The 24,745-nt window shown below is 29.2% G+C and carries 21 protein-coding genes and 1 other RNA gene; 19 read left to right on the top strand and 3 right to left on the bottom strand.

The window, feature by feature from the left end; all coding sequences use genetic code 11:
- The first annotated feature begins 22 nt into the window (after positions 1-22).
- From ftsY to JX287_RS07615, 10 genes are all read left to right on the top strand, one after another.
- Positions 23-1,087, top strand: a complete 1,065-nt coding sequence (gene ftsY / locus JX287_RS07660) for a signal recognition particle-docking protein FtsY (RefSeq protein WP_204644300.1) — start codon at positions 23-25, stop codon at positions 1,085-1,087.
- Between the two features lie 283 nt (positions 1,088-1,370).
- The gene (locus JX287_RS07655; protein WP_204644299.1) at positions 1,371-1,874 is read left to right on the top strand and encodes a PTS sugar transporter subunit IIA; all 504 of its coding nucleotides are present in this window, start codon (positions 1,371-1,373) and stop codon (positions 1,872-1,874) included.
- A gap of 39 nt (positions 1,875-1,913) precedes the next feature.
- Positions 1,914-3,350, top strand: a complete 1,437-nt coding sequence (locus tag JX287_RS07650; protein ID WP_204644298.1) for a tetratricopeptide repeat protein — start codon at positions 1,914-1,916, stop codon at positions 3,348-3,350.
- A 10-nt stretch (positions 3,351-3,360) separates the two neighbouring features.
- Positions 3,361-3,561 carry a YqgQ family protein gene (locus JX287_RS07645; RefSeq protein WP_204644297.1) on the top strand — a complete coding sequence of 67 codons (201 nt, stop codon included), beginning with the start codon at positions 3,361-3,363 and terminating at the stop codon, positions 3,559-3,561.
- Positions 3,562-3,571: 10 nt separating this feature from the next.
- A complete protein-coding gene (locus JX287_RS07640) occupies positions 3,572-3,856 on the top strand; it encodes a DUF1507 family protein (protein WP_204644296.1) in 285 nt (94 codons plus the stop codon).
- Position 3,857: 1 nt separating this feature from the next.
- The gene (locus tag JX287_RS07635) at positions 3,858-5,072 is read left to right on the top strand and encodes an FtsW/RodA/SpoVE family cell cycle protein (RefSeq protein ID WP_204644295.1); all 1,215 of its coding nucleotides are present in this window, start codon (positions 3,858-3,860) and stop codon (positions 5,070-5,072) included.
- 165 nt (positions 5,073-5,237) lie between these two features.
- Positions 5,238-6,266 (top strand): tRNA preQ1(34) S-adenosylmethionine ribosyltransferase-isomerase QueA, encoded by a 1,029-nt coding sequence (queA, locus tag JX287_RS07630; protein WP_204644294.1) that lies wholly within the window; start codon positions 5,238-5,240, stop codon positions 6,264-6,266.
- Positions 6,267-6,287: 21 nt separating this feature from the next.
- On the top strand, positions 6,288-7,442 hold the full coding sequence (gene tgt / locus JX287_RS07625) for a tRNA guanosine(34) transglycosylase Tgt (RefSeq protein WP_204644293.1): 1,155 nt from the start codon (positions 6,288-6,290) through the stop codon (positions 7,440-7,442).
- Positions 7,443-7,531: 89 nt separating this feature from the next.
- Entirely contained in the window at positions 7,532-7,795 is a 264-nt protein-coding gene (gene yajC, locus JX287_RS07620) for a preprotein translocase subunit YajC (protein WP_003146429.1), read from the top strand.
- Positions 7,796-8,172: 377 nt separating this feature from the next.
- Positions 8,173-11,556, top strand: a complete 3,384-nt coding sequence (locus JX287_RS07615; RefSeq protein WP_204644292.1) for a Rib/alpha-like domain-containing protein — start codon at positions 8,173-8,175, stop codon at positions 11,554-11,556.
- Positions 11,557-11,606: 50 nt separating this feature from the next.
- Here the strand turns inward: JX287_RS07615 and JX287_RS07610 are convergent, their stop codons facing one another.
- Both JX287_RS07610 and glyA read right to left on the bottom strand, forming a co-directional pair.
- A complete protein-coding gene (locus JX287_RS07610) occupies positions 11,607-12,077 on the bottom strand; it encodes an S-ribosylhomocysteine lyase (RefSeq protein WP_048802077.1) in 471 nt (156 codons plus the stop codon).
- Positions 12,078-12,245: 168 nt separating this feature from the next.
- Positions 12,246-13,463 carry a serine hydroxymethyltransferase gene (gene glyA, locus JX287_RS07605; protein WP_204644291.1) on the bottom strand — a complete coding sequence of 406 codons (1,218 nt, stop codon included), beginning with the start codon at positions 13,461-13,463 and terminating at the stop codon, positions 12,246-12,248.
- A gap of 520 nt (positions 13,464-13,983) precedes the next feature.
- Between glyA and JX287_RS07600 the strand changes: the two genes are divergently transcribed.
- The 6 genes from JX287_RS07600 (at position 13,984) to murB (ending at position 21,467) form a co-directional block, all read left to right on the top strand.
- The gene (locus JX287_RS07600; protein ID WP_003146418.1) at positions 13,984-14,934 is read left to right on the top strand and encodes a ribose-phosphate diphosphokinase; all 951 of its coding nucleotides are present in this window, start codon (positions 13,984-13,986) and stop codon (positions 14,932-14,934) included.
- 97 nt (positions 14,935-15,031) lie between these two features.
- Entirely contained in the window at positions 15,032-15,589 is a 558-nt protein-coding gene (gene pth / locus JX287_RS07595) for an aminoacyl-tRNA hydrolase (RefSeq protein ID WP_204644290.1), read from the top strand.
- A gap of 219 nt (positions 15,590-15,808) precedes the next feature.
- A complete protein-coding gene (gene mfd, locus JX287_RS07590; RefSeq protein ID WP_204644289.1) occupies positions 15,809-19,360 on the top strand; it encodes a transcription-repair coupling factor in 3,552 nt (1,183 codons plus the stop codon).
- Positions 19,353-19,916, top strand: coding sequence for a DNA-3-methyladenine glycosylase I (locus JX287_RS07585; protein WP_204644288.1), 564 nt, complete (start codon positions 19,353-19,355; stop codon positions 19,914-19,916). Before mfd ends, JX287_RS07585 begins: the two co-directional genes overlap by 8 nt.
- Positions 19,917-20,050: 134 nt before the next feature.
- Positions 20,051-20,572 (top strand): GrpB family protein, encoded by a 522-nt coding sequence (locus JX287_RS07580; protein WP_204644287.1) that lies wholly within the window; start codon positions 20,051-20,053, stop codon positions 20,570-20,572.
- Positions 20,565-21,467 carry a UDP-N-acetylmuramate dehydrogenase gene (gene murB / locus JX287_RS07575; RefSeq protein WP_204644286.1) on the top strand — a complete coding sequence of 301 codons (903 nt, stop codon included), beginning with the start codon at positions 20,565-20,567 and terminating at the stop codon, positions 21,465-21,467. Before JX287_RS07580 ends, murB begins: the two co-directional genes overlap by 8 nt.
- Before the next feature lie 178 nt (positions 21,468-21,645).
- Here the strand turns inward: murB and JX287_RS07570 are convergent, their stop codons facing one another.
- Positions 21,646-22,893, bottom strand: a complete 1,248-nt coding sequence (locus tag JX287_RS07570) for a replication-associated recombination protein A (protein ID WP_204644285.1) — start codon at positions 22,891-22,893, stop codon at positions 21,646-21,648.
- A 151-nt stretch (positions 22,894-23,044) separates the two neighbouring features.
- On the opposite strand from JX287_RS07570, the gene ssrA reads away from it, so the two are divergent.
- The 3 genes from ssrA (at position 23,045) to JX287_RS07555 (ending at position 24,745) form a co-directional block, all read left to right on the top strand.
- Positions 23,045-23,401, top strand: a transfer-messenger RNA (tmRNA) gene (gene ssrA / locus JX287_RS07565).
- A gap of 239 nt (positions 23,402-23,640) precedes the next feature.
- Positions 23,641-23,886 (top strand): hypothetical protein, encoded by a 246-nt coding sequence (locus JX287_RS07560; protein WP_204644284.1) that lies wholly within the window; start codon positions 23,641-23,643, stop codon positions 23,884-23,886.
- Positions 23,887-24,025: 139 nt separating this feature from the next.
- Positions 24,026-24,745 carry an MBL fold metallo-hydrolase gene (locus JX287_RS07555; RefSeq protein ID WP_204644283.1) on the top strand — a complete coding sequence of 240 codons (720 nt, stop codon included), beginning with the start codon at positions 24,026-24,028 and terminating at the stop codon, positions 24,743-24,745.

Here is a 24,745-nt window from a genome sequence, read left to right as displayed (position 1 = left end):
AAAGAAATATAAGGAGTATCCAATGGCAAGCTTTTTTGAAAGACTAAAAGAAAAATTCTCTGCTAAGGAAGAATTAAATGAAGAACTGATTTCACTTGATGAATATGAAGAGTTCGTCGAGAGTCAGTTTGTAACTGAAAAATTTAAAAAAGGACTAAAAAAATCACGTGATAACTTCTCTAATGCACTTAATAACTTAATTAGTTCATATAGAGAAATTAACGAAGAATTTTTTGAAGATTTAGAGGAATTACTTATTCAATCAGATGTTAGTTATAATACTGTATTAGAATTAGTTGATTATCTAAAAGTTGAGTCACAAAGACAGAATCTAAAAGAACCAAGTGAGCTTCAAAGTATGATTATTGAGAAGTTGGTAGATGTTTACATGGAAGGAACTGTAAAATCTGAATTAAACTATGCACCAGAAAAAGAACTTTCAGTATTCTTATTCGTGGGGGTAAATGGAGTAGGAAAAACTACATCTATCGGTAAATTAGCTCATAACCTTAAAAAAGAAGGAAAAAAAGTACTTATAGCTGCCGGAGATACATTTAGAGCGGGAGCTATTGACCAGCTTGATGTTTGGGCAAAACGTAGTGGTGCAGACATTGTGAAATCACATGAGGGTGCCGATTCAGCAGCGATTATCTTTGATGCTATTCAATCTGCTAAAGCAAAAGGTTATGATGTATTACTTTGTGATACAGCAGGTCGTCTGCAAAATAAAGATCATCTTATGAAAGAGCTTGAAAAAATTGTCCGTGTAATTAAAAAAGAAGTTCTAGAAGGACCACAGGAAGTACTTTTAACAATAGATGCGACAACAGGCCAAAACGGTATACTACAAGCGAAAACATTTAAAGAAGTAAGTGATGTTACAGGTGTTATCCTTACTAAACTAGATGGAACAGCTAAAGGTGGTATAGTTATTGCTATTAAGAAAGAATTAGGAATACCAGTTAAACTAGTTGGTTTAGGAGAAAATATTGATGATTTAGAAGTGTTTGATCCTGAACAGTATATCTACGGACTATTTTATCAAGAAAACGCTGATAAAACTGGAGAGCAACCAGAAGCAGAATAGTAATTTAGAAATAGTTTGATTAATGAGATTTTAAAAAACTAAAAAGTTATAAAATTTTTTAAAATTGTCAGCTTTAATAAATATTTAAGAGAGATTTTTCATAAATTTGATTTTCAAAATTATATTTGGAAAATCTCTCTTTTTTGTAGTATTTTAAAATCAATAATTAAATAGAAATATTTTAGTATTAAATTTGAAATTATTTCCGAAAATTAATTGAAAAAATTGTAATAAAAGTATATAATATATATATTAAGAAGGTAAATATATATGGAGGATTAAGATGGGATTTTTATCTAAATTATTCGGAAAAAAAGAAGTGCAAGTAAATGAGGTTGTATTAAGCTCATACATGAAAGGTAAAGTAGTAGATATTACAGAAGTACCTGATCCAGTATTTGCTCAAAAAATGATGGGAGACGGATTCGCTATTATTCCTGAAGAAGGGAAACTTATTTCACCAGTAGCCGGAGAGATTATCCAAGTATTCCCAACAAAACATGCTTTTGGAATTAAATCAGGAGATGTAGAAATTCTTATTCACGTTGGATTAGAAACAGTTGCTATGAAAGGTGAAGGTTTCGATGTAGCAGTATCTGCAGGAGATAGAGTTGAAGTAGGTCAAACATTATTAACTTATGACTTAGAGTTAGTTAAAGAAAAAGCTAAAGACATTATTACTCCTTGTGTTATCACAAACATGGATGCAGTGGAAAATATCGAAGTATTAAAATTTAATGAAACTGTTGATTTCTCACAAGAAGTAGCAAAAGTAAAACTTAAATAGACATAGGTCTATTTAAGTTTTACTATTAGTGGCGAAATTATGAATGATAAAAAATTTTGGAAGATTATATATCTGTACATAACGAAATATAATTATAGTATATTATATTATCGTCCAGAAAAAAAAGATGTGTGGCTTATTAATGAAGATAATGAATTAATAAGATTTATATACGGAGATAGTTTTAAATCAACAGAAATCGATAGCATTGTTTCTAATGTTATTAGAAATGAAGTTAGACTGAAAAAAATGTTTAAACTGAGTAGTTTAAAAATGAAAATCCTATACGTTTCTCCTGAATTTGATGATATTATAGAAGATTACAAAAAATATAGAATATCAAATAGTATAATTATTGAACGTATTCTATATAATGAAAAAAACAGTAAGTTATTTTTAAAAGAAAAAGATAAAAGCTTTGTAGAAGGAACGCCTGATACTTTAAGATATAAAAACAGAGTGGTTGAACTATATAAGAGACAGACACTAGATAGAACTGTATTTAATGTAAAGTATAATATATTGTTGGGAATATATTTATTTTTATTCTTATTAAATTATTTTATTATTTATTTATCGAATAATAAGAGTTCAGCATACCAAAATATCGAATATAGTTACCAAAAAATTATAAGCGGTCAATTTTATAGAATGTTCACCAGTGTCTTTACTGTAGATAATTCAATGAAATTATTGATAATATTGGTAACAATTGGTGTTAGCTCAGTACTCTTTAATAAATCACTTAATGTATTGAAGAGTTTTGGATTATTATTTATAGTTTCTTTAGTATTTAATCTCTTATTGATATTTGGTTATTCTGAAACATTAGATATAGCATTGGTCGCAAATATTTCGCTTTTAGGATCTATTTTTATGGGATTACTTAGCAAGAAAAATGATAATTTGAAATTTATGTATTCTGGTGTGATATCTATTATCTATTTAGCTTTAGTTACATTATTGTTTGATACTTCTATAGTTCTATATATTTTTTCTTTCGTATTGGGAGTATTTTTAGAATTATTCTTGATGAAGAAAAGAACCTATATAGCATTAATTTGCATGATAGTTTTTAGTTTACTTGGTGAAACATTATTATTTGCAGGTGTTAATACAAAAAGTTCAATTAATAGATTTAGAGTATCGAGGGTAGATAGTAGGTTGTTAAAACATTATAGTGATGAAGATATTTTCAATTTAGAAAAAGAATTAAACTCTAAGAATAAATCAGCTTTAACTTATTATGAGTTAGGTATGGTAAAAATGACGACTGCAACTAAACAAGATGCTAAAAAAGTTTTTCTTGATGGAATAAATTTTGATGATTCTTTTGCTCCACTTTACTATAATTTAGCAATAATTGAACGACAAGAAAGTAATTATTCAAAAGCAAAAGAATATGCGAAAAAAGCTTATGAGTTAGATAGTAGAGAAACAAATAAAAACCTAGTCGATGAATTGAGTAATTTTTAAGGTGATATAAATGAAAAATTTTTATGATTTACAACAATTTTTGAAATCATTTGGTATAATTATATATATGAAGGATAGAAAACATACATTAAGTATGGTAGAATATGAAGTGAGAGAATTAAAACGTTTAGAATTAATTTCAAAAGAGGATTTTATTAGAGCTATTGCTATAATAAGACATGAAGTTAATTATGAATTATCAAAAGGATAGGTGATAAAAAATGGAAAATAACCTAATTTTTATTAAGGTTCGTAGAAGAATAGAAGAAGACGTTGTGAAGATTGAAGAGATGATTAGTGCATGTGTATCAGTAAAAGGTCAGAGAAAATGTCCACTTTACCAAGATGTTATTGATACTCAAATTTATGGTCTAACTAAAGAAATAAATTTAGCAGTAGAGATAGGTTGTATTTCTCAAGAAGCAGGACGTATAATCCTAGCAGATTTAGAAAATAAAGCTAGTGAAATGTACTCGAATATAGTAGAAGAAAGCAAAGCAAATTAATATGAATTTTGTAAGAAGGATACATAGATCAATTAAGCATGAGCGTAGACATGTAAGATTAGATTGGGTAGTTGCATTAACACTTCTAGTATTGTTAGTCTTAAGTTGTATGATGGTCTATAGTGCTAGTATGATTGGTAATAAGTATGGAACTTTCACATCGGGTATTCCAGTAAGTGAAACATACTTCTTACAAAGACAGGCAATGTGGGTAGTACTCGCTTATATAACGTTCCTAGTATTCTCTGTTGCAATACCTTTTGAAGTTTTTAAAGATAAAAGCTTTTTAATGAAGGGATGTATAGTTATTGCAGTTTTACTTTTTGTTCCTTTATTTATGCCAGCAATAAATGGTGCTAGATCTTGGATAAGAATAGGTGCGTTCAGTTTTCAGCCATCAACTTTAGCACAGTTATTTATCATTATGTACATGGCATATATATTAGAAACAAGGAAAGTAAAATTAAGACAAATTTGTACAAGCTCAGAGTTATTAAAAATGTTTAATATTCCATTAGGTTTAGTAGCCATTATAGCAATTCAAAATGACACTGGAATGATGCTTATTACATTATCTGTAATAGGTATAATGACGCTATGTTCTAATATGCATTCACAAAATATAAAAAAAATACTAACGCTTGCGATAATCGCAGGTGCAGCAGTATTGATGTTATTTATGTTGAAGAGTGCATTGTTTAATAGCGGAACTTCATATAGAACAAATCGTCTAAAAGTATTTTTAAATCCATTTTCGGAGGATTTAGCAGCTGCGGCAGATCAGGTAATAAATTCATATGTTGCATTTGGTAATGGAGGATTATTTGGTAGAGGATTAGGAAATTCTATTCAAAAATTAGGTTACTTACCAGAAGCGCATACAGACTTTATTCTTGCTATCATTGCTGAGGAGTTAGGTTTTATAGGAGTTTTATTCGTAGTAACTTTATTATTAATTATTATTGGAAAAGTAATATTTTCTGGTACAAAATCAAGAAATACTTTTTCAGCTATGTACTCATTAGGATTCGCAAGTCTATTAGTAGTACAGGGAGTAGTAAATATTGGTGGAGTTACGGCATCTATCCCGATGACTGGAGTTCCATTACCATTTATAAGTAACGGTGGTAGTTCAATTCTTGTATTAAGTATAGGATTAGGAATAGCTACTAATATTTTAGCTCATGTTAAATATTTAAGAAGTAACAAAAAATAAAATGGAAATTCGAATTGACATTATTTATAGTATTGATTCGAATTTTTATTTATTATATTTTAGTATTGCTAGAAATTGAAAAAATTACAATTTATTATGATGTGACTTGCTAACTTATGATAATCAAGCTATAATAGTAAAGGTAACTTTTAAAGGAGATTATAGATGAAATTAGAACAATTTGATTTTTATTTGCCAGAGGAACTTATTGCACAAACTCCTCTTTTAAAAAGAGATACTAGTAAATTACTGTGTGTAGATAGAAGAAACAATACACATGAACATAAAGTTTTTTCAGATATTATAGATTATTTTAATCTTGGAGATACTTTGGTATTAAATAATACTAGGGTTATGCCAGCTCGTTTATATGGTGCTAAAAAGGATACTGGAGCTGCAATAGAAATATTATTATTAAAAAATCTAGGACATAATGATTGGGAATGTCTAGTTAAACCAGCCAAAAGAATAAAAGAGGGAAGTATTGTATCATTTGGTGACGGTATTATGGAAGCAGTGTGTACGAAGGTCCTTGATGATGGATTTAGACATTTTGAATTTGTCTATGAAGGAATATTCCAGGAAAGATTAGATGAACTTGGTACAATGCCTTTACCACCATATATTAAAGAACGATTGACTGATAAAGAAAGATATCAAACAGTTTATTCTAAAGAAGTGGGAAGTTCGGCTGCTCCAACTGCTGGTCTTCACTTTACAAATGAACTATTAGATAAAATAAAAGAAAAAGGCGTAAATATAGCATATTTAACTCTTCATGTTGGACTAGGAACATTTAGACCTGTTGCTGTAGAAAATATTGAAGATCATGATATGCACTCAGAATATTATACACTAGATGAAAAAACAGCGGATATTATTAATAAAACAAAAGAAAATGGGGGAAGAGTATTTTCTGTAGGTACTACTTCAACAAGAACATTAGAAACAATTGCTAGAGATAATAATGGAAAAATAGTTGCAGCCTCAGGTTGGACAAATATTTTCATCTATCCGGGATTTGAATTTAAATGTGTTGATGGATTAATCACCAACTTCCATCTACCAAAATCATCATTAATAATGCTTGTTAGTGCATTTTATGATAGAGAAAAAGTTTTAGAATTATATAATACAGCAGTTGAAAATAAATATCGCTTCTTTAGTTTTGGGGATGCGATGATAATAATATAATTATTGAAAGGAAATTTTCATATGAGAGATGTAAAAGAAAATGCAGTTTGGTATGAACATATAAAAACATGTAAACAGTCAGGGGCGAGATTAGGTATTGTTCATACACCACACGGTAGCTTTGAAACACCAGTATTTATGCCGGTTGGGACACAAGCTACAGTAAAAGCAATGTCACCAGAAGAAGTAAAAGGTATGGGTGCTGATATTATTTTATCAAATACATATCACCTTTGGTTACGTCCTGGTGAAGAAATTGTTGAAAAAGCAGGAGGACTTCACAAATTTATGAATTGGGATGGAAGTATCCTAACAGATTCAGGAGGATTTCAAGTATTTTCTCTTAGTGAAATGAGAAAAATCGAGGAAGAAGGAGTTCATTTTAAAAACCACCTGTCAGGAGAAAAATTATTCTTATCACCTGAAAAAGCAATGCATATTCAAAATGCTTTAGGTTCAGACATAATGATGGCTTTTGATGAATGTCCTGATTATAATCACGACTATAAATATATCCGTCAATCAGTGGAAAGAACTAGTCGTTGGGCAGAAAGATGTTTAGCAGCACATAAAAATCCAAAAACTCAAAGTATTTTTGGTATAGTTCAAGGTGCAGGATTTAATGACCTTCGTGAACAAAGTGCTAAGGATTTAGTAAGTATGGATTTTCCAGGATATGCTATTGGTGGTTTATCAGTTGGAGAACCAAAACATGAAATGTATAGAGTTTTAGAACATATTACACCTTTATTACCAGCTAATAAAGCAAGATATTTAATGGGAGTAGGATCTCCTGATGCTCTATTTGAAGGAGTACTAAGAGGAGTAGATATGTTTGACTGTGTGCTACCTACTCGTATTGCACGTAATGGAACATGTATGACATCTGCTGGACGTGTTGTAGTGAAAAATGCTAAGTATGCAGAGGACTTTACACCACTTGATCCAGAATGTTCATGCTATTGCTGTAAAAATTATACAAAAGCATATCTTCGTCATTTATTTAAAGCTGATGAAATATTTGGTGCTAGACTAGCGACTACTCATAATATTCATTTCTTAATTAATATGATGAAAGATATTCGTCAAGCTATTAGAGAAGATAGATTACTAGATTTCAAAGAAGAATTCTTTGAAAAATATGGATTAAATCAAGAAAATCCTAAGAATTTCTAATAATCTAGTAAAAAAATATGATAAAAGGTTTATTTTTTACTAAGTATATAGTAGAATAAACATATATTATAAATAAACGGAGGTAAAACATGCAAGGTTCATATATTAATATTATTATGATAGTATTTCTTTTTGGATTCATGTACTTCATGATTATTAGACCACAATCTAAAAGAAATAAAGAATTAAAACTTCTACAAGATTCATTAAAAGAAGGAGATAGAATCGTAACTTTCGCTGGAATTTACGGAGATATCGTTGAAGTAGGGACAGTAACAGTAAAAGTAAGAATTGCACCAAAAGTAGAAATCGAAATAGATCGTAACGCTATTCGTAGCTTAGTTGCAAAATAATAAAAATTTAAGCGGATTATATTAGTAATCTGCTTATTTTTTTTGAAAAATTTTTTAATTTGATGGGAGTTTTGTTAAGTACATAGTGTATTAAATATTTTGAAATGTTATAATTTCTAAAAGTTTGTTTGTAAGTATATATATGCAATATTATAAAAAAAAGATAAAAACTAAATAAAAATTGTAATAAATAAATTAGATAGGTAAGAATTACGTCACTTCTAAAAGGTGAATTAATATAAAAATACTATTGAATTTAAGTTTGTTATGTTTGATATTTTCATGTATACTTAAATAATATAGAGTAATTAGTTAACTAAAAATAATGCTAATTAAAATCTAAATACATATATTTAAGATGGAATCTTGGAGGGAATATGTTTAAAAATAATATTGAAAGAAAATTAGTGAAATATGGAATAAAGAAACTTAGTTTTGGAATAGCATCAGTAGCTATTGGTACATTAGTATTTTTAGGTGGAACAGCAAGTGCACACGGAGAAAGTAGAGTAAATGATAATGTTTCACTGGTTCATGAAAAGCTTAAAAATGTAGAGATAAATTTAGAGACTACTAATAATTTAGATAATAAGAATAATAAAGAAAGTAATAATATTTCTACTGGTAGTACGACAACTTCAGTAAGTGAAAAAAATACAGAAAATAAAAATATAGCTACGGATTCAACTTTAACTACTGAATTTATAGGGAAAACAGATAACAAAGAGGTTGAAATAAACTCAGATTCTCAAAATAGTAATTTAAATGTTCTAGATAAGCGAATAGATGATAGTAGTGATATTGCTAATTTACTGACGAAGATAATTAATAAAAACTTAGAAGAAAATAAAGTTACAACTGAGGAAGTAGAAAATATTGTAGAACCTGTAGAAAAAGGAACAAAAATTATTTCTAGACTCACTAGCAAATATGCTGAAGATATAGCAAAGGGTTATATAGGATTAGAGGGAGGTAAGTACGACAGTTTAATTTATAAAAAGGCAATATTAAATCCTGATGGAGATGACGATGGAGATGGTATAGCAAATAAAGATGAATTATATATTTATAAAAAAGACGGACGTACTTATCTTGGATATGATATTCATCCAAGACTTGCCGATACTGATGGAGATGGATTAAACGATAAAGAAGATAAAGATAAATTAATCTGGAATGTATCAGCAAGGGATATGGCTATGTTTATAAATTTAGTTTATGAGAATGATAAAAAAATAGATGATATTCTTAAAAAGCAAGCTCCAGCAGGTACTCTTTCAAACAATATTCAAAAGATGACTAATAATGAGCTTGGACCATATTGGAGAGTAAAAGAAACATTTCATCAGGATAATGGTCTAGACGCGGTATTATTTGAAACAACTAATAATTTTCCATTTTTAAAAGGTGATAATATCCAAGTTCTTGCTTTTGCAGGCACAAATGTTGTACAAGCAGGGGATTTAAAAGCCGATTTAGCATTGTTCTTTGGTAATGAATCAAATCAAAGTGAAGCAGCTATTCAATTAATGAAAAAAATAAAAAAAGATAGTACAATTACAAATTTATATATTACTGGACACTCATTAGGTGGTTATCTCTCATTAAGAGCTACAGCAACAGCTGAAAAGGAAAAATTTGGGAAGTATAAACAAACTTATACGTTTAATGCACCAAAAGTTAAGAGTGGTTGGTTATGGGGAGTTCCAAAGGATGATGTAAAGATTTCTGAAGAACTTGCAAAATCTGGAAAGATAAAAAATTATTATACTGATAATGATAATATAATCCCGGGAAATCTTCAACCTGAAAATAAAATAAGTATAGGTAAAAGTGCAGGAGCTCATTCATCGACGTCTTATTTTGAAAATAGAGTGAATTCAAATCCAGACTTTAATTTTGGAAAACGTCAAGGAATGGATGGAGTCGGATATCGTGATGAAAATATAAATAATTTAAGCATAATTGATCCAGAAAATGGAACATTGAGTAAGACATTCTTACCAACTTTAGTAGATGATAAACCAGTATCTATAATGATAGGAGACAAACTTAAAGATAAGGATATAATTAGTAAAGTTAATAGAAATTTATTACCAGTTAATACTAAGTTATCATTAGTTTATAAAGATGAATTAACATCTTTGGGTACGAAACATGCTACAGTAAGAGTTGCGTATTTAGATGATAATAGTAGTAATGACATCAATATTCCTATATCAGTAAATGAAGCAGATAAAAAAGAGTTGATATCTGTAGTCAATGTTGCTCAAAAATTAGTAGAGTCAGTTGTAGATTTGTCAGATAAGACTAAAAAATCAGCTGAAAATTATAATTTATCAAAATCAACTTTAACAGAAAAATTGAAAGAAGCGGAAGCTACAATTTCGAATACACTTTCTCCACAACTTACTATTAATAATATTACTAGAGAACTAGCTAGCTTAGGCCTGGATGTTATAAATTCACGTACTACCTTAGAACTAACAGAAGCGGGAAAATACGAGCCTAAGATTTTAAATGACGAAAAATTATTATTGCGTCAGGGGAATGGTTTAAATATTAATGAGGTGCTTAATAAAATTATTAAAGGAAATCTCCCACAAAATATAAACTATGAAATATTAAATTCTACAGATCTTGCAGAATTAGGGGATGTCAATGCAAGGGTAAAAGTAACATATTCTGATGGTTCAAGTGACATAATTAATGTACCTATTAGAGTTTATAAAGATTCTAAAGACGAGCCACTAGTACAAGAAGAGAATCCAGAATTAGTGATAAGTGAAAAAGGTGAGCCACTAGTACAAGAAGAGAATCCAGAACTAGTAATAAGTGAAAAAGGTGAATCAATAGTACAAGAGGAGAACCCAGAATTAGTGATAAGTGAGAAAGGCGAATCGTTAGTTCAACCTGAGTTACCTGAATTTCATGCAGAAAAAGGTGAGCCACTAGTACAAGAAGAGAATCCAGAACTAGTAATAAGTGAAAAAGGCGAGCCACTAGTACAAGAGGAAAATCCTAAATCCACTCTTGAATTACTAAATAGTTCAAAATTTGGCGTGGAAGTCGAGTTGTTAGCTAATATCAATAATATATCATTGAATGTTAAAAAAATTGAAAATAGCAATCAAATAAAAATGATTAGTAGGAAATTATCTGTAGAAAAAGATAAAATTAGGGTATTAGATTTAAAATTATCTAAAGATAATAATGAAGTACAACTTGAAAATGACAGAATAGTTCGTATAGCTTTATTAGAAAATGAAAGTAGTGAGATAAAGATTTATCATGTTGAGAAAAATGGAAGTCTAACATTAATTCCATCAGAAGTCAAAAATGGAATAGTTAAGTTTAATATAAATCATTTTAGTTTATTTGTAATTGTTGATTTTAGTAAAACTGTACCAAGAAATGAAAATGATAAACTAAAAGAAATTTCATTGGATGCTAAGAAAGAGATAAGCACTACGAATAAAATAAATGAGCAAGAAAATATAACTACAATTAGTAAAGAATTAAATTCTAAACCAAAAGAGGTAGCACAGGTTGTTGAGGAAAAATATAATGTAAGAAATAACCGAGAAAATTCTAGAAGTAATATAAAAGTCGATAAACTTGACTCTTTAAATAATAATTTCAAACAAAATACAATCCTTCCGAAAACAGGAGGGAACTCTTCAAACACAATTCCTATTATAACAGGTTTAGGTTTAATTATAGGAGTTTTAGGTATTAGAAAATACAATATAGATAGATAAAAAATAAAAATCAAACTGGTGAAAAATATCAGTTTGATTTTTATTTATATTTATTTACTAAAAACGTTTTTCCATTCAGAGCGTTTTTCTAAGAATTTTTTAGCTTCCATTTGAGCACCTTCTAAAGAGTGAGACGCAGCCCAACCACATTGTACTTCATTACATGCTGGTACTTCAGTAGCAACAAGAACATCTTCTAATGTTTTTGCTAGAGCTTCTTCAACTTCTTCGTAGCTGTCATTATTAATTACTGATAAGTAGAATCCTGTTTGGCATCCCATAGGTCCGAAATCTAATACATTATCAAGGTGATTTCTGATTAATTCAGCGATTAAATGTTCTAAAGAGTGAAGATTTGGCATTTCTAAGTGTTCTTTATTGGGTTGGCAAAATCTAATGTCATATTTGTAAATTTTGTCTCCGTTATCTCCAGAATATACTCCAACTAATCTAATATAAGGTGCAACAACTTTAGTGTGATCAAGATTAAAACTTTCAACGTTCATTTTCTTTTCTGTCATCGATATATCTCCAATTCTGTAATTTTTATTTACATTTATAATTATACTATATTTTAAAAAAATATAAAATAAATACGTATATAAGGAAAAGTATATAAAGTACTATATAAAATTTGAAAATGAAGAGATACACAAATTCTATTTTAGAAGTCATGTATCTCAAAATTATTATCTAAATTCTTTTTTTTCTTTAGAAACTAATGTTGCAACTCTTTCTTGAGCTTTTTCTAAGTAACTTTCTCCATTTCTTAGTAAATCACAAATAATATTTGTAATTTCAACAAAATCTTCTTCTACGTATCCTTTAGTAGTCATTGCTGCAGCACCTAGACGTAAACCACTAGTTTTCATCGGAGGTAATGTATCGAATGGGATACCATTTTTATTACATGTAATTTTAGCTTTACTTAATAAGTCACTAGCATCATGACCAGTCACGTTATAAGTAGAATATGTATCAATTAGACACAGGTGGTTATCACTACCGTTAGAAACTACAGGAATATTGTTATTTTTGAATGCTTCAACCATGGCTTTCATATTTTTAATAACTTGTTGTTGGTATACCTTAAACTCTGGTTTTAGAGCTTCTGCGAAACAAATTGCTTTAGCTGCGACAACGTGTTCTAATGGACCACCTTGTGCACCAGGGAAGATCATTTTATTAATTTTTACTGCGATTTCTTCGTTATTAGTAAGGATAATTCCTCCACGAGGCCCTCTTAAAGTTTTGTGTGTAGTTGATGTAACTACATCAGCATAAGGTACTGGGTTTGGATGTAATCCTGCTGCAACAAGCCCCGCGATATGAGCCATATCTACCATAAGGTAAGCGCCAACCTCATCTGCAATTTCTCTGAATTTAGCAAAATCAATTACACGAGAGTATGCACTTGATCCAGCGATAATCATTTTTGGTTTATGTTCTTTAGCGATTCGAAGTACTTCGTTGTAGTCTATAAGATGAGTATCTTTGTTGACACCATATGAAACTGCATTAAACAGCTTTCCTGAAAAGCTAACTTTACTACCGTGAGTTAGGTGACCGCCTGCATCCATACTCATACCTAAGACTGTTTCACCAGGTGTAAGTAAAGACAGGTATACGGCAATATTTGCACTTGATCCAGAGTGAGCTTGAACATTTACGAATTTAGCATCGTAAAGTTCTTTAAGTCTTTCAATAGCAAGTGTTTCTATTTCGTCAACTACTTCACAACCGTCATAATATCTTTTTCCAGGATATCCTTCGGCATATTTGTTTGTTAAAATACTACCAGTTGCTTTTAGTATATCTTTAGAAACAAAGTTTTCACTAGCAATAAGCTCAATATTAGTATCTTGTCTATGTTGTTCTTTTTCAATTAATTCAAAAATTTTATCCATAAGGTCACTCCTTTAATTATATATTTCAAGAATAATGAGTATTTATATTTCTAAAATATAAACTTAAGAAAAAATATAAGTATATTAGAAACTATGTTAACTAAAAATGTTTTGAAATTTAAAAGTCAAAATCTTAAATAACAGGTCATCATTCTATATTCTATAATGATAGCATACTATGACAAATAAATAAACTAATAAATAGAAAAAATATTCAAAATAATTAAAAAATTCTCTGTAACAACAGAAATACACGAACGTTTTATCAAAAATGAAAAAGAATTTTATAGATTACTGATACAGATTATGAATGATTTTTAAAATTCTAAAAGATTATATAATAAATATACATAGATTATAACAAGTTGCATTGTGGAAAATAATAAATAGTAAAAAAATTAGTGAATTTTAATTGGTCTATACTTGATAACAGTAGAAATTATCAAATATTTATGCTATAATAATTAACGGAATACATCTGTATTACTATCGAACCAAATTTTAAGGAGAAAAATTTAATATGCTTGTAGATAAACCATTAAAGCTGTTTTCATTAAATGCTAACATTCCATTAGCAAAACAAGTAGCGAAGTCACTAGGAGTAGAATTAAGTAAATGTAGCGTTAAAAAATTTAGTGACGGAGAGGTTTCAATTAATATAGAGGAAAGTGTACGTGGTAGTGAAGTATTCGTACTACAATCAACTAGTGGCCCTGTAAATGACAATTTAATGACTTTATTAATTATGATAGATGCACTTAAACGTGCTTCAGTGGACACAATTAATGTTGTAATCCCTTATTACGGATATGCACGACAAGATAGAAAAGCAAGAAGTCGTGAACCAATTACTGCTAAATTAGTAGCTAACTTATTAGAAGTAGCAGGGGCAGATCGTGTAATTGCATTAGATCTTCACGCACTTCAAATTCAGGGATTCTTTGATATTCCAGTTGATCACCTTATGTGTGTACCAATTATTGCGAAATATTTCAAAGAAAAACTTCCAGATATGGAAGAAGTTGTTGTTGTATCGCCAGACCACGGTGGTGTAACACGTGCTAGAAAACTAGCAGATGCATTAAATACGCCAATCGCAATTATCGATAAGAGAAGACCAAAACCAAATGTTGCTGAAGTAATGAACATTGTAGGTAATATTGAAGGAAAAACTTGCATTCTTATAGATGATATTATTGATACAGCGGGAACAATTACTTTAGGAGCTCAAGCACTTAAAGATAGAGGAGCAAAAGAAGTTTATGCAAGTTGCTCACATGCTGTATTAAGTGGACAAGCATTAGATAGAATTGAAAATTCTCCAATTAAAGAGTTAGTATATGCTAACACAATTGATATTCCAGAAGAGAAAAAATTAGATAAAATGGTACCGTTATGTGTAGGTGATTTAATTGCTAAAGCAATTTACAAAATTCACAATAACGAACCTGTAAGTGTTCTTTTTGAATAATCATTAATTAAATTAATCTTTAAAGAAGGCAGCGGTGTCCGTTGCCTTCTTTAAGTCGTATATTCGATAGTAAAAAAAATAAAAGTGAGGATAATTTATGAAATTAATAGTTGGATTAGGTAATCCAGGTAAACAGTATGAAAATACAAGACATAATATTGGATTTATGGTACTTGATGAACTAGCTAAATCTTGGAATGTAAGTTTTGATAAAACGAAATTTAACGCTGAATATGCTATAGCATATCACAATGGAATTAAATATTTATTAGTAAAGCCAACAACTTATATGAATCTTTCAGGAGAAGCAGTAGGTAAGTTTTATGATTATTTTGAAATTGATATTGAAGACATATTAATAATTTATGACGATTTAGATACAAAAACTGCAAACTTTAAATTAAAAGCTAAGGGAAGTAGTGGTGGTCATAATGGAATTAAGAGTATTATTAGCCACTTAGGAACAGAGAAATTCAATAGGTTGAAAATTGGAATAGACAGACCAACACCGCCAATGAAAGTAGTTGATTATGTCTTAGGAAGATTCTTGAAAGACGAAATGAATGAAATTGAAAAAATTTATTCTAAGAGTGTAAACTGTATTGAAGATTTCTCAAAAATGAGTTTCGTAGATTTAATGAATAAATATAATTAAAAATAATTGCAGCAAAAGATGCCATCCCAGAAGTCCTAAATTTTAAAAGTTTATATGTAATTTATAGGTGAAGTGGACTATTGATATCTAAGTATTCTTTATAAAAGTATGTTAGATATCTAATAACCTTTGTGGAGTCTCGATAAAATCGATTTTTCTGAAATTGTGATTTTTGAGTCACTCCCTTTTTGCTGCTATTTGTTGTAGAAAGGAGCGTATATGATAAAAGATAGTCTTTTAGAAATTGTTAATTTGCAATTTGAAAAAAAGAATAAAAATATAGGCGTATACGGACAAAATTTAACAACACGTGCTTTAGAAATATATAACGAATATAAAAATGGTGATAAGACAGTTGTAGTGTTATCACAAAGTAAAGCAGAAGCTGAAGAATTGTTCGCTATTTTAAATGATTTCGAAGGTGAAATATATATATATCCAGAAATTGATATACTAAAACGTCATACTTCTAAAAGTAACGATTTGGTACAAAATTCTATTAAAGTACTTGAGAATTTAGTTCATAATGTAAAAAGTATAATAATAATTCCGATAGAAGCAATTTATAGAACTGTAAAAAATCCTAGTGATTTTAAAAATAATAGCTTTGAAATTAATGAAGATACAGTTATTAGTTTTGATGAGTTACAGAGAAAACTTGTAAATATGGGGTATCATCGTGTTGAGAGTGTCGATGTAGTAGGAGAATTTTCAAAGAGGGGGAGTATAGTTGATATTTTCAGTCCCCTAAGTGAGAAGCCTATTAGATTGGACTTTTTTGATGATGAACTTGATAGTATGAGAACTTTTGATGAAATTACACAAAGATCGTTAGAAAAAATTGATAGTGCAGTTATTTATCCTACAAGTGATTTTTTCCTTACTTCTGAAGAAAAAGATGTAGTTGTTGAGAAAATACTTACTAAGCTAAATGATAAAAAATTAAGAGAAGAAGAAAACTATCAAGAGATTAGTGCCTATCTTCAAGAGAAGATAGAAATTTATAAAGCAACTGGCGATTTTAGTGATTTAGAAAGTTTTTCGAATTTAGTTTATGAAAATACGTATAGTATTGCCGACTATTTAACAGATGATATTATAGTCTTCTATGACAATTATCATAAAATCTTAGAAAAAATAGAAGGACTACGAGAATACTTTTTAACAAGTCTTCAAGAGATGAATAGAAATTATATATATCAAGATGTAATAGATAATGTAGCTTTTGAAAAAATTCAAAACTTAGATGTAAGAAAATTCTATTTATCTACCTTAAAACTTAATAATAAGCTTATAGAAAAAAACTACAATTTAGATATAATTGATTTGGCTTATTATTCAAGTGAAGAATATTTAGCTAAAGAAATACGTGAAAAATTAACGGATAATTATAAGGTAATTATTTCATTAAACACTCAAAAACAAAAAGATTATGTAGAAAAGGTACTATTCGATAATTATTTCTATGATGATATTTATTATGGTGTTAAAGAAGGGAAAATCTTCATCGATGTGAATAAGTATCATCTAAAAGGATTAGAGGATAGAAAGAATAAAATATTTTTACTTACCCCACGCGAACTTTTTACTGAAGAAGAGAGAAAAAAACGTCGCGTAAAATTTAAATATACTAACTCAGAAAAAATTAGAAATTACCAAGAACTAAATGTAGGAGACTATATCGTTCATGTTAGTCATGGGATAGGGCTATACGAAGGGATTGAAAATGTTGAAGTTGGCGGAGTATATAAAGATTTCTTAAAAATCGTCTATGACGGTGGTGATATTATTTATGTAGATATAAATAATATGAACTATATCCAAAAATATACCACGTCTACTGATAATAGAAAACCAGTATTAAATAAACTAGGAACAAAAAATTGGCAGAAGACTAAAAGTAGAGTCCGAAAAGAAATTGAGGATATATCTGAAGATCTTATTAAGTTATATATTAAACGTGAATTAAGTTCTGGATATGCGTATAGCTTAGATGGAAGTATGCAGTCTGAATTTGAAGCTGATTTTTCATATACACCAACGGATGACCAGGTGAAAGCTACAGAAGAAATTAAAAGAGATATGGAAAAACAACGTCCGATGGATAGACTTCTATGTGGAGATGTTGGTTTCGGTAAAACAGAGGTAGCGATGAGAGTTGCGTTTAAAGCAGTTACTGACAATAAGCAAGTTGCACTATTAGTACCAACTACGTTACTTGCTGAACAACACTATGATAATTTTGTAAGTAGATTTGCGAATTTCCCAGTAAATATAGAAGTAGTAAGTAGATTTAAATCTGCAAAAGATATTACTGAAATTTGTAAAAAACTTGAAGAAGGTAAAATAGATATTATTGTTGGAACTCATAAACTATTAAATGACAAATTTAAATACAAAGATTTAGGTTTATTAATAATTGATGAAGAACAACGTTTTGGAGTTAAACATAAAGAAAAAATAAAACATCTTAAAAATACAGTAGATGTTCTTACCCTTAGTGCTACTCCAATTCCTAGAACATTACATATGAGTTTAATAGGTATTAGGGATTTATCGGTGATTGAGACACCTCCAAGAGAACGTCAACCAATCCAAACTTTTGTGACAGTTCAAAATAAAATGGTTATAAAAGAAGCGGTTATGAATGAGATTAATCGTGGAGGACAGGTGTTTTATGTTTATAATAGAGTAGAAACTATTGATGAAAAATATTTAGAGCTAAAACGATTATTGCCTGATATAAACATAGCATATGCACATGGTAGAATGAGTCAAAGAGAACTTGAAAATATTATGTCTGACGTTATAGATAGAAAATATGATATGCTAATATCGACAACAATTATTGAGACAGGTATTGATATCTCTAATGTAAATACATTAATAGTTGAAGATGCCGATCGCTTCGGATTAAGTCAATTGTATCAACTTCGTGGACGAGTAGGTCGTAGTAGTAGAGAGGCTTATGCATACTTAATGTATGAACCGTTTAAGTCATTAACTGAGAACTCAGAGAAGAGGTTATCTGCGATCAAGAACTTTACTTCTTTAGGTAGTGGTTTTAAAATCGCTATGCAGGACTTATCTATTAGAGGGGCTGGAGATGTACTCGGCGGAAGACAGCATGGTTTCATTGATTCGGTAGGTTATACATTGTATTCTCAAATGTTAGAACAAGAAATTCAAGAGAAAAAAGGAATTTTAGAACCGTTATTAGAACAAGATCGAACACAAGATGTTAGCTACTATGAAAATATAATTAAAGAAGCTACTCCGAAAATTAAGAAAGATATTTTTGAAGTCAAGACAGATGATCTAGAAATTAAACTTAACGTTGATGCATTTATTCCAAAAGAGTATATTACTAGTGATGCAGATAAAATAGATTTCTATAAGAGATTAAATAATGTAGTTAGTGATGAAGAGATTGATAGCATTGTAGAAGATCTAATTGATAGATTCTCTGATTTTGGAGAAGAAGTTAATAACCTAATAGATATATGTTATCTGAAAGTTATGGCGAAAAATACTATGGTGACTAGCATTAAAGAGTTAGCCAATAAAGTAGTTGTAACTTTTGATAAAGACATTATGAACAGTCTTAAAGGAAAAGAATTATTTACGGCTTTAACGCCGCATAAGGACATACGTATCGTTGCAAAAGATGGATTCTTCCTTGAAATAGATAAAAAAGAAAGATATAACATTAGACGAATTAGAGAAATGTTAGCCTTAGTATATAATAATTTGGAGAAGAATGATGAATAAAAATAGATGCCCTTGGGCAATAGGACCATTAGATATTGAATATCATGATAATGAATGGGGGAGAGAAACTCATAATGATCGAATGTTATTTGAATATCTAATACTAGAAGGAATGCAAGCTGGTTTAAGTTGGTCGATAATACTTAAGAAACGAGAAAATTTCAAACGTGCTTTTGATAATTTTGATTATAATATCTGTGCCAATTATACCGATGAATACTTAGAATCGTTAAGACAAGATGCTAGCATAATTAGAAATAAATTGAAAATATATTCTGTTAGAAAAAATGCTGTAGCATTTCTTAAGGTTCAAAAAGAATTTGGGAGTTTTGATAAGTATATCTGGGGATTTACAGATTATAAAAAAATCAACAACAAATTAGAAAGCTACAAAGATGTAGCAAGTGAATCAGAGTTATCTACTAGAATAAGTAAAGATCTGAAAAAAAGAGGATTTAGTTTTGTAGGAAGTACGATAATTTATAGCTATATGCAGGCTATTGGAATGATAAATGATCATGAAAAAGGATGTTTTTGTTATAAAGAATGTTGCTAAGAAATGTTATTAAATTGATATTATGGAAAGTATTATAAATAAGGGAATTGTTCAAATTTAGATATAACTTTACTTTATAAGAAATACAGTCTATAATATATAAGTATGTTTAATTTTAAGATTGGATTTTTTAAATGGATAAGAGAACTATTAAAATTGAAGAAATAGCAGACAATAAAATGTTTGTTGAAACATTTTTAGAAGAGATAAAAAAGATACAAGAAATTCCTAAAATGCCTAAATGTGAGTTTTTACATATTGGAGCTACGAGTGATACACAGGTATTAGGGGAAAAGATTGTTGATATACTTGTTGTTGTAGAAAATTTACATGAGATAACAACATTCGATGAAAAAAGACTAAATAATATCAGATATCATAGAATAGCTCATAATGGTACAAAAGGTGTAATAAAATATGCTAGAATTATCGATTATCTAACAATGAGCTATGATGTTGTATTAAACGTTGTACAACGTGATACGGAAATACATAAAGATTTTATAAAAATTAAAGAAATTTTTAATGATGAAGTTTTAAAAAATGAATATAATTCATTTAAAAATAATAATAAAGAACTTTCGTTTAAAGATTATTCAACGAAAAAAGTAATATTTATAAATGATATGTTAAAAAGGATTGAAAATAATGATTAAAATAAAAAATATTGAGGAGATTGTTCAAAATAGTGAAGTACTATATAATGAACCTCTAAGAAAATATAGTTTTACAAAAACGGGTGGAAATGCCGAAGTATTAGTGAAAATAACAAATGAAGAAGATTTACAAAATGTTATATCTTATAGCTATGAAAATAACATTGAATTAACTATACTAGGTAATGGTTCAAATGTATTAATTTCTGATAATGGAATTAACGGAATTGTCGCTCTGACTAGTGACATGAATAATATTGAATTATTAGATGGTGATATTATTTCTTGTTATGCTGGATTAACACTAAAAGAACTTGCTGATTTTTGTATAGAAAATAGCCTAACAAATCTTGAATTTTCATGTGGTATTCCAGGAAGCGTAGGTGGGGCAATCTTCATGAATGCTGGTGCATACGGCGGTGAGATGAAGGAAGTTGTTCACAAAGTCGAGGTTTTCACTAAAAATGGTGAAAAGAAAATCTATACTAATGAACAGATGAAATTCTCATATAGACATTCTGTAGTTCAAGAAACTAAGGAAATTATTTCTAGAGTATATTTCCAAATGAAAAAAGGAAACAAAGAAGAAATCATTTCTAAAGTTGATGAATTGAATAAAATGCGTTCAGATAAACAACCTTTAGAATACCCTTCATGTGGATCTGTATTTAAAAGACCGGAAGGCTACTTTGCAGGGAAACTAATTCAAGATGCTGGATTACAAGGTTTAACTGTAGGAGGAGTACAAGTATCAAAAAAACACGCTGGGTTTATGGTTAATATAAATTCTGCAACGTGTGAAGATTATAAAAACTTAATTAAAGAAGTTCAGAAAAAAGTTTTTGAAGATTCAGGTGTTGAGCTTGAGTGTGAAGTTAAAATTTTAGGTGAGTAAAAAAGGAGTGACTCAAAAATCGTGATTTCGAAGAAATCGATTTTGTCGAGTCACCCTCGCACAGTTTATTAGATGTCTAAAAAGCTTTTATAAAGCGAATTTAGATATCAATAAACCACTGCGTCTATGAGTTCACTTATGAACTTTGTTAAATTTCAGGGCTGGATTAGCCCTTTTTTTATTTCATATTATCTACAAATTTTTTATATTGAGCTAGATTTTGCTCGTTTTTGTTATTTGTTTTTGGAGTATAGAATGTTCTTCCTATTAAATTATCTGGGAGATATTGTTGTTTAATATAACCAGTTGGATGACTGTGTGGATATTGGTAACCAACGCCGCGATTTAGTTTATCAGCACCATAATAATGTGCATCTCTAAGATGATCAGGAATAATAAATTTTGGATTTGTCTTAGTTTCGTGTAGTGCATTGTCGATTGCCATATAAGCACTATTAGATTTTAACGAAAGTGCTAGTTGGATAACCGCGTTAGCTAAAGGTATTCTTGCTTCGGGTAGTCCAAGCATTTTTGCACTTTCAATAGCAGCATGAACAAAAGGTCCGATATTTGGATTAGCAAGACCAATATCTTCATAAGCTATAACACTCATTCTTCTATATATAGTGTCTAAATCACCACTATCAATCAATAATGCTAAGTAGTATAGTGAAGCATCTACATCACTCCCACGAATAGATTTTTGAAAGGCGCTAATAATATCATAAAAAGCATCGCCATCTTTGTCATAAGCTTTGAATCTTCCTAGGGATAAGTTTAATAGCTTCTCTTTTGTGACAATTTCACCTTCATTTGATAAATTATATAGAATTTCAAAAGTATTTAGTGAAAATCTTAAATCGCCAGAAGAGTTTAGAGCGATTGTTTTAAATACATCATCTTCTATTTTTAACTCTTTCGGGAATATTTCTTTATTGTTTGATATTATTTTAAGATATTCATAAATATCATCGTTTGAAACTTGTTGTAATTCGAAAATAATTAAACGTGATCTAATTGCAGGGTTAACAGTATGATATGGATTGTTTGTTGTGCATCCAATGACGTAAATATTGTCAAACTCGATTTCAGGAAGTAGTATATCCTGCATAGGTTTAGTTAGTCTATGAAATTCATCAAGTAGTAAAATTACTTTTTTGAATCTTCTCGATTCTTCTATTACTGCAGTTAAATCCTTTTTTGTAGAATTTACAGCATTTAATATTTTAAATTTATAGTCTAGTTCATTAGCTAAGGCGTTAGCGATTGAAGTTTTTCCTGTTCCAGGGGGACCATATAAAATAAATGAGAACATTTTTTTGCTTTCTACTATCTTAGTAAGAACTTTTCCATCTCCAATTAAATGATGTTGACCAATAATATCACTAATTTTATTAGGTCGTAATTTATTGATAAGTGTTTCCATGGTACCTCCTTAGTTTTTATTTCTTAATATTAATTATATCATAATTGATATAGTTGTTGTTAGAAAGTTAATTGGAAGTGTCGTTGTATATATAAAATAATAAAATTTTACATAATCTTGATTTTATGATAAAATATAATAATCACAATTAGGGGATGTTTAGGATTCGACAGGGATGCTAGTCTTCTTGGTGGCATGTAGGAGGGTTGTCTTCTTTAACAACACATCAGTTAAATATAACTGGCGAAAAAACAAATTACGCTTTAGCAGCTTAATAAGCTAAAGGCTGATTACTTTGTTTGACTGTGACAAAGCTAATCGGTTCATTCTTAGCAGTCTACGATTTTTTTCTTCCGTTTGTAGAAAAAAATAAGAGATTAATCAAACTCGTTTTTCATTGCCTGTTTATCGGCTTAAGTAGAAAATTAAATTCAATAGGTAAACTAAACATGTAGAAGCTAAGGGGAGGTATTTTTGGACGCGGGTTCAAATCCCGCCATCTCCATATTAACAAGTTTAATTTCTATGATTAAATTTGTAAAATTGATAATCAGTTATTAAACTGTATTAAGGTGACTCAGGAATCATATTTTATACAATAATGATTTACGAGCCACCTTTTTTATATATACAAACTCCTTCTTAATTTAACAAATTATATTATAACTCCTCAATTGTAATCGCTTGATAAATGTATTATAATATTATTGAAGAGTAAGAAATAAATTACCAAAGGGGGAGGTGATTATGATGAAATTATTAACAATGTTTAAATTTACTAATTTAGATAATCAAGATGAAGTTTATGAAGGTGGAGTAATTTCTATTCTTTTAGCGATAGGTAGACATTTATGGTTGGGATTAACTAATATTGTTAAAGCATTAGGGTATGCTTATTATCTATTGATCTGGCTGATATATGTAGTAGCAGTAATAGTAGGAGTAGGATTTATATTCTATTATTTGTACCTTGTTGGATCAACTCTATTTTAGTATAAATTTTTTTCTTTGAACATAGTAGTAACTAGAATTTGTAAAGGTTTTAGTTACTGCTATTTATTTAGTAAGGTTGGTTTGTAAATAGATTATAGGTATGCTATAATATAGCTATAATCAAAAGGAAGAAAAAAGGATGCTAATTAAATTTTCAGATAGATTTTATTATACAAAACAACGATATATGTATTTAGAACCGACACTTGGTTATTTAAAAGGTGAATATTTTTCTGTAATGTTAGATTCTGGAAATGGACCTACACAAGTTGAGAATTTTCTAAAGGAATTAAAGGAAAATGACCTGCCGATGCCAAGTTATGTAATATTGACCCATCATCACTGGGATCATAGCTTTGGAGCGGCCTATCTAGATATTCCAGTAATCTCTACAGATAGAGCTAGAGACTCTTTAATTGAGTTATCACAACTTAAGTGGGATGATGAGAGTCTTTATCAAAGGGTAAAAGATGGAACTGAAATAAAATATAGTGCGGATGTAATAAAAAGAGTTTATGAAAATAATGAAATAAAAATTAGAATACCGGATATGCCAAAAATGGCTGATTTCAATTTGAATCTTGGTGGAGTTAAAATAAATTGTATATATAATGATAACTCACATTCTAATGATGCATTTTTAATTTATATTCCAGAGGAAAAACTATTGTTTTTAGGAGATAGTCATGCTAAAAACTATTATACTAAACCGATGGCATATAATAAGCAGAAGCTCCGTGATTATATAGATAGAATAACAATTCTTGATTTTGAATATGCTGTTCCTGGTCATGGTAACATATTTACAAGAGAGGAATTGTTAGATTATCTTGAAAAAGAATATACAAAAATGAGGTGA

Origin of the sequence: Gemella haemolysans, assembly GCF_901873445.1 — a bacterium.
GTDB classification, from domain to species: domain Bacteria; phylum Bacillota; class Bacilli; order Staphylococcales; family Gemellaceae; genus Gemella; species Gemella haemolysans_C.
Note: the sequence above shows the minus strand (reverse complement) of the source record. Positions and strands in the feature narration are given on the sequence as shown.

Bases quoted from the DNA above. Each gene is read 5' to 3' on its own strand.
- JX287_RS07580 (WP_204644287.1), top strand. From the start codon at position 20,051: ATGGATAAGAGAACTATTAAAATTGAAGAAATAGCAGACAATAAAATG.
- glyA (WP_204644291.1), bottom strand. From the start codon at position 13,463: ATGGATAAAATTTTTGAATTAATTGAAAAAGAACAACATAGACAAGAT.
- mfd (WP_204644289.1), top strand. From the start codon at position 15,809: ATGATAAAAGATAGTCTTTTAGAAATTGTTAATTTGCAATTTGAAAAA.
- JX287_RS07570 (WP_204644285.1), bottom strand. From the start codon at position 22,893: ATGGAAACACTTATCAATAAATTACGACCTAATAAAATTAGTGATATT.
- JX287_RS07555 (WP_204644283.1), top strand. From the start codon at position 24,026: ATGCTAATTAAATTTTCAGATAGATTTTATTATACAAAACAACGATAT.
- JX287_RS07650 (WP_204644298.1), top strand. From the start codon at position 1,914: ATGAATGATAAAAAATTTTGGAAGATTATATATCTGTACATAACGAAA.
- tgt (WP_204644293.1), top strand. From the start codon at position 6,288: ATGAGAGATGTAAAAGAAAATGCAGTTTGGTATGAACATATAAAAACA.
- queA (WP_204644294.1), top strand. From the start codon at position 5,238: ATGAAATTAGAACAATTTGATTTTTATTTGCCAGAGGAACTTATTGCA.
- yajC (WP_003146429.1), top strand. From the start codon at position 7,532: ATGCAAGGTTCATATATTAATATTATTATGATAGTATTTCTTTTTGGA.
- JX287_RS07600 (WP_003146418.1), top strand. From the start codon at position 13,984: ATGCTTGTAGATAAACCATTAAAGCTGTTTTCATTAAATGCTAACATT.
- pth (WP_204644290.1), top strand. From the start codon at position 15,032: ATGAAATTAATAGTTGGATTAGGTAATCCAGGTAAACAGTATGAAAAT.
- JX287_RS07635 (WP_204644295.1), top strand. From the start codon at position 3,858: ATGAATTTTGTAAGAAGGATACATAGATCAATTAAGCATGAGCGTAGA.
- JX287_RS07560 (WP_204644284.1), top strand. From the start codon at position 23,641: ATGATGAAATTATTAACAATGTTTAAATTTACTAATTTAGATAATCAA.
- JX287_RS07645 (WP_204644297.1), top strand. From the start codon at position 3,361: ATGAAAAATTTTTATGATTTACAACAATTTTTGAAATCATTTGGTATA.
- ftsY (WP_204644300.1), top strand. From the start codon at position 23: ATGGCAAGCTTTTTTGAAAGACTAAAAGAAAAATTCTCTGCTAAGGAA.
- JX287_RS07610 (WP_048802077.1), bottom strand. From the start codon at position 12,077: ATGACAGAAAAGAAAATGAACGTTGAAAGTTTTAATCTTGATCACACT.
- murB (WP_204644286.1), top strand. From the start codon at position 20,565: ATGATTAAAATAAAAAATATTGAGGAGATTGTTCAAAATAGTGAAGTA.
- JX287_RS07585 (WP_204644288.1), top strand. From the start codon at position 19,353: ATGAATAAAAATAGATGCCCTTGGGCAATAGGACCATTAGATATTGAA.
- JX287_RS07615 (WP_204644292.1), top strand. From the start codon at position 8,173: ATGTTTAAAAATAATATTGAAAGAAAATTAGTGAAATATGGAATAAAG.
- JX287_RS07640 (WP_204644296.1), top strand. From the start codon at position 3,572: ATGGAAAATAACCTAATTTTTATTAAGGTTCGTAGAAGAATAGAAGAA.
- JX287_RS07655 (WP_204644299.1), top strand. From the start codon at position 1,371: ATGGGATTTTTATCTAAATTATTCGGAAAAAAAGAAGTGCAAGTAAAT.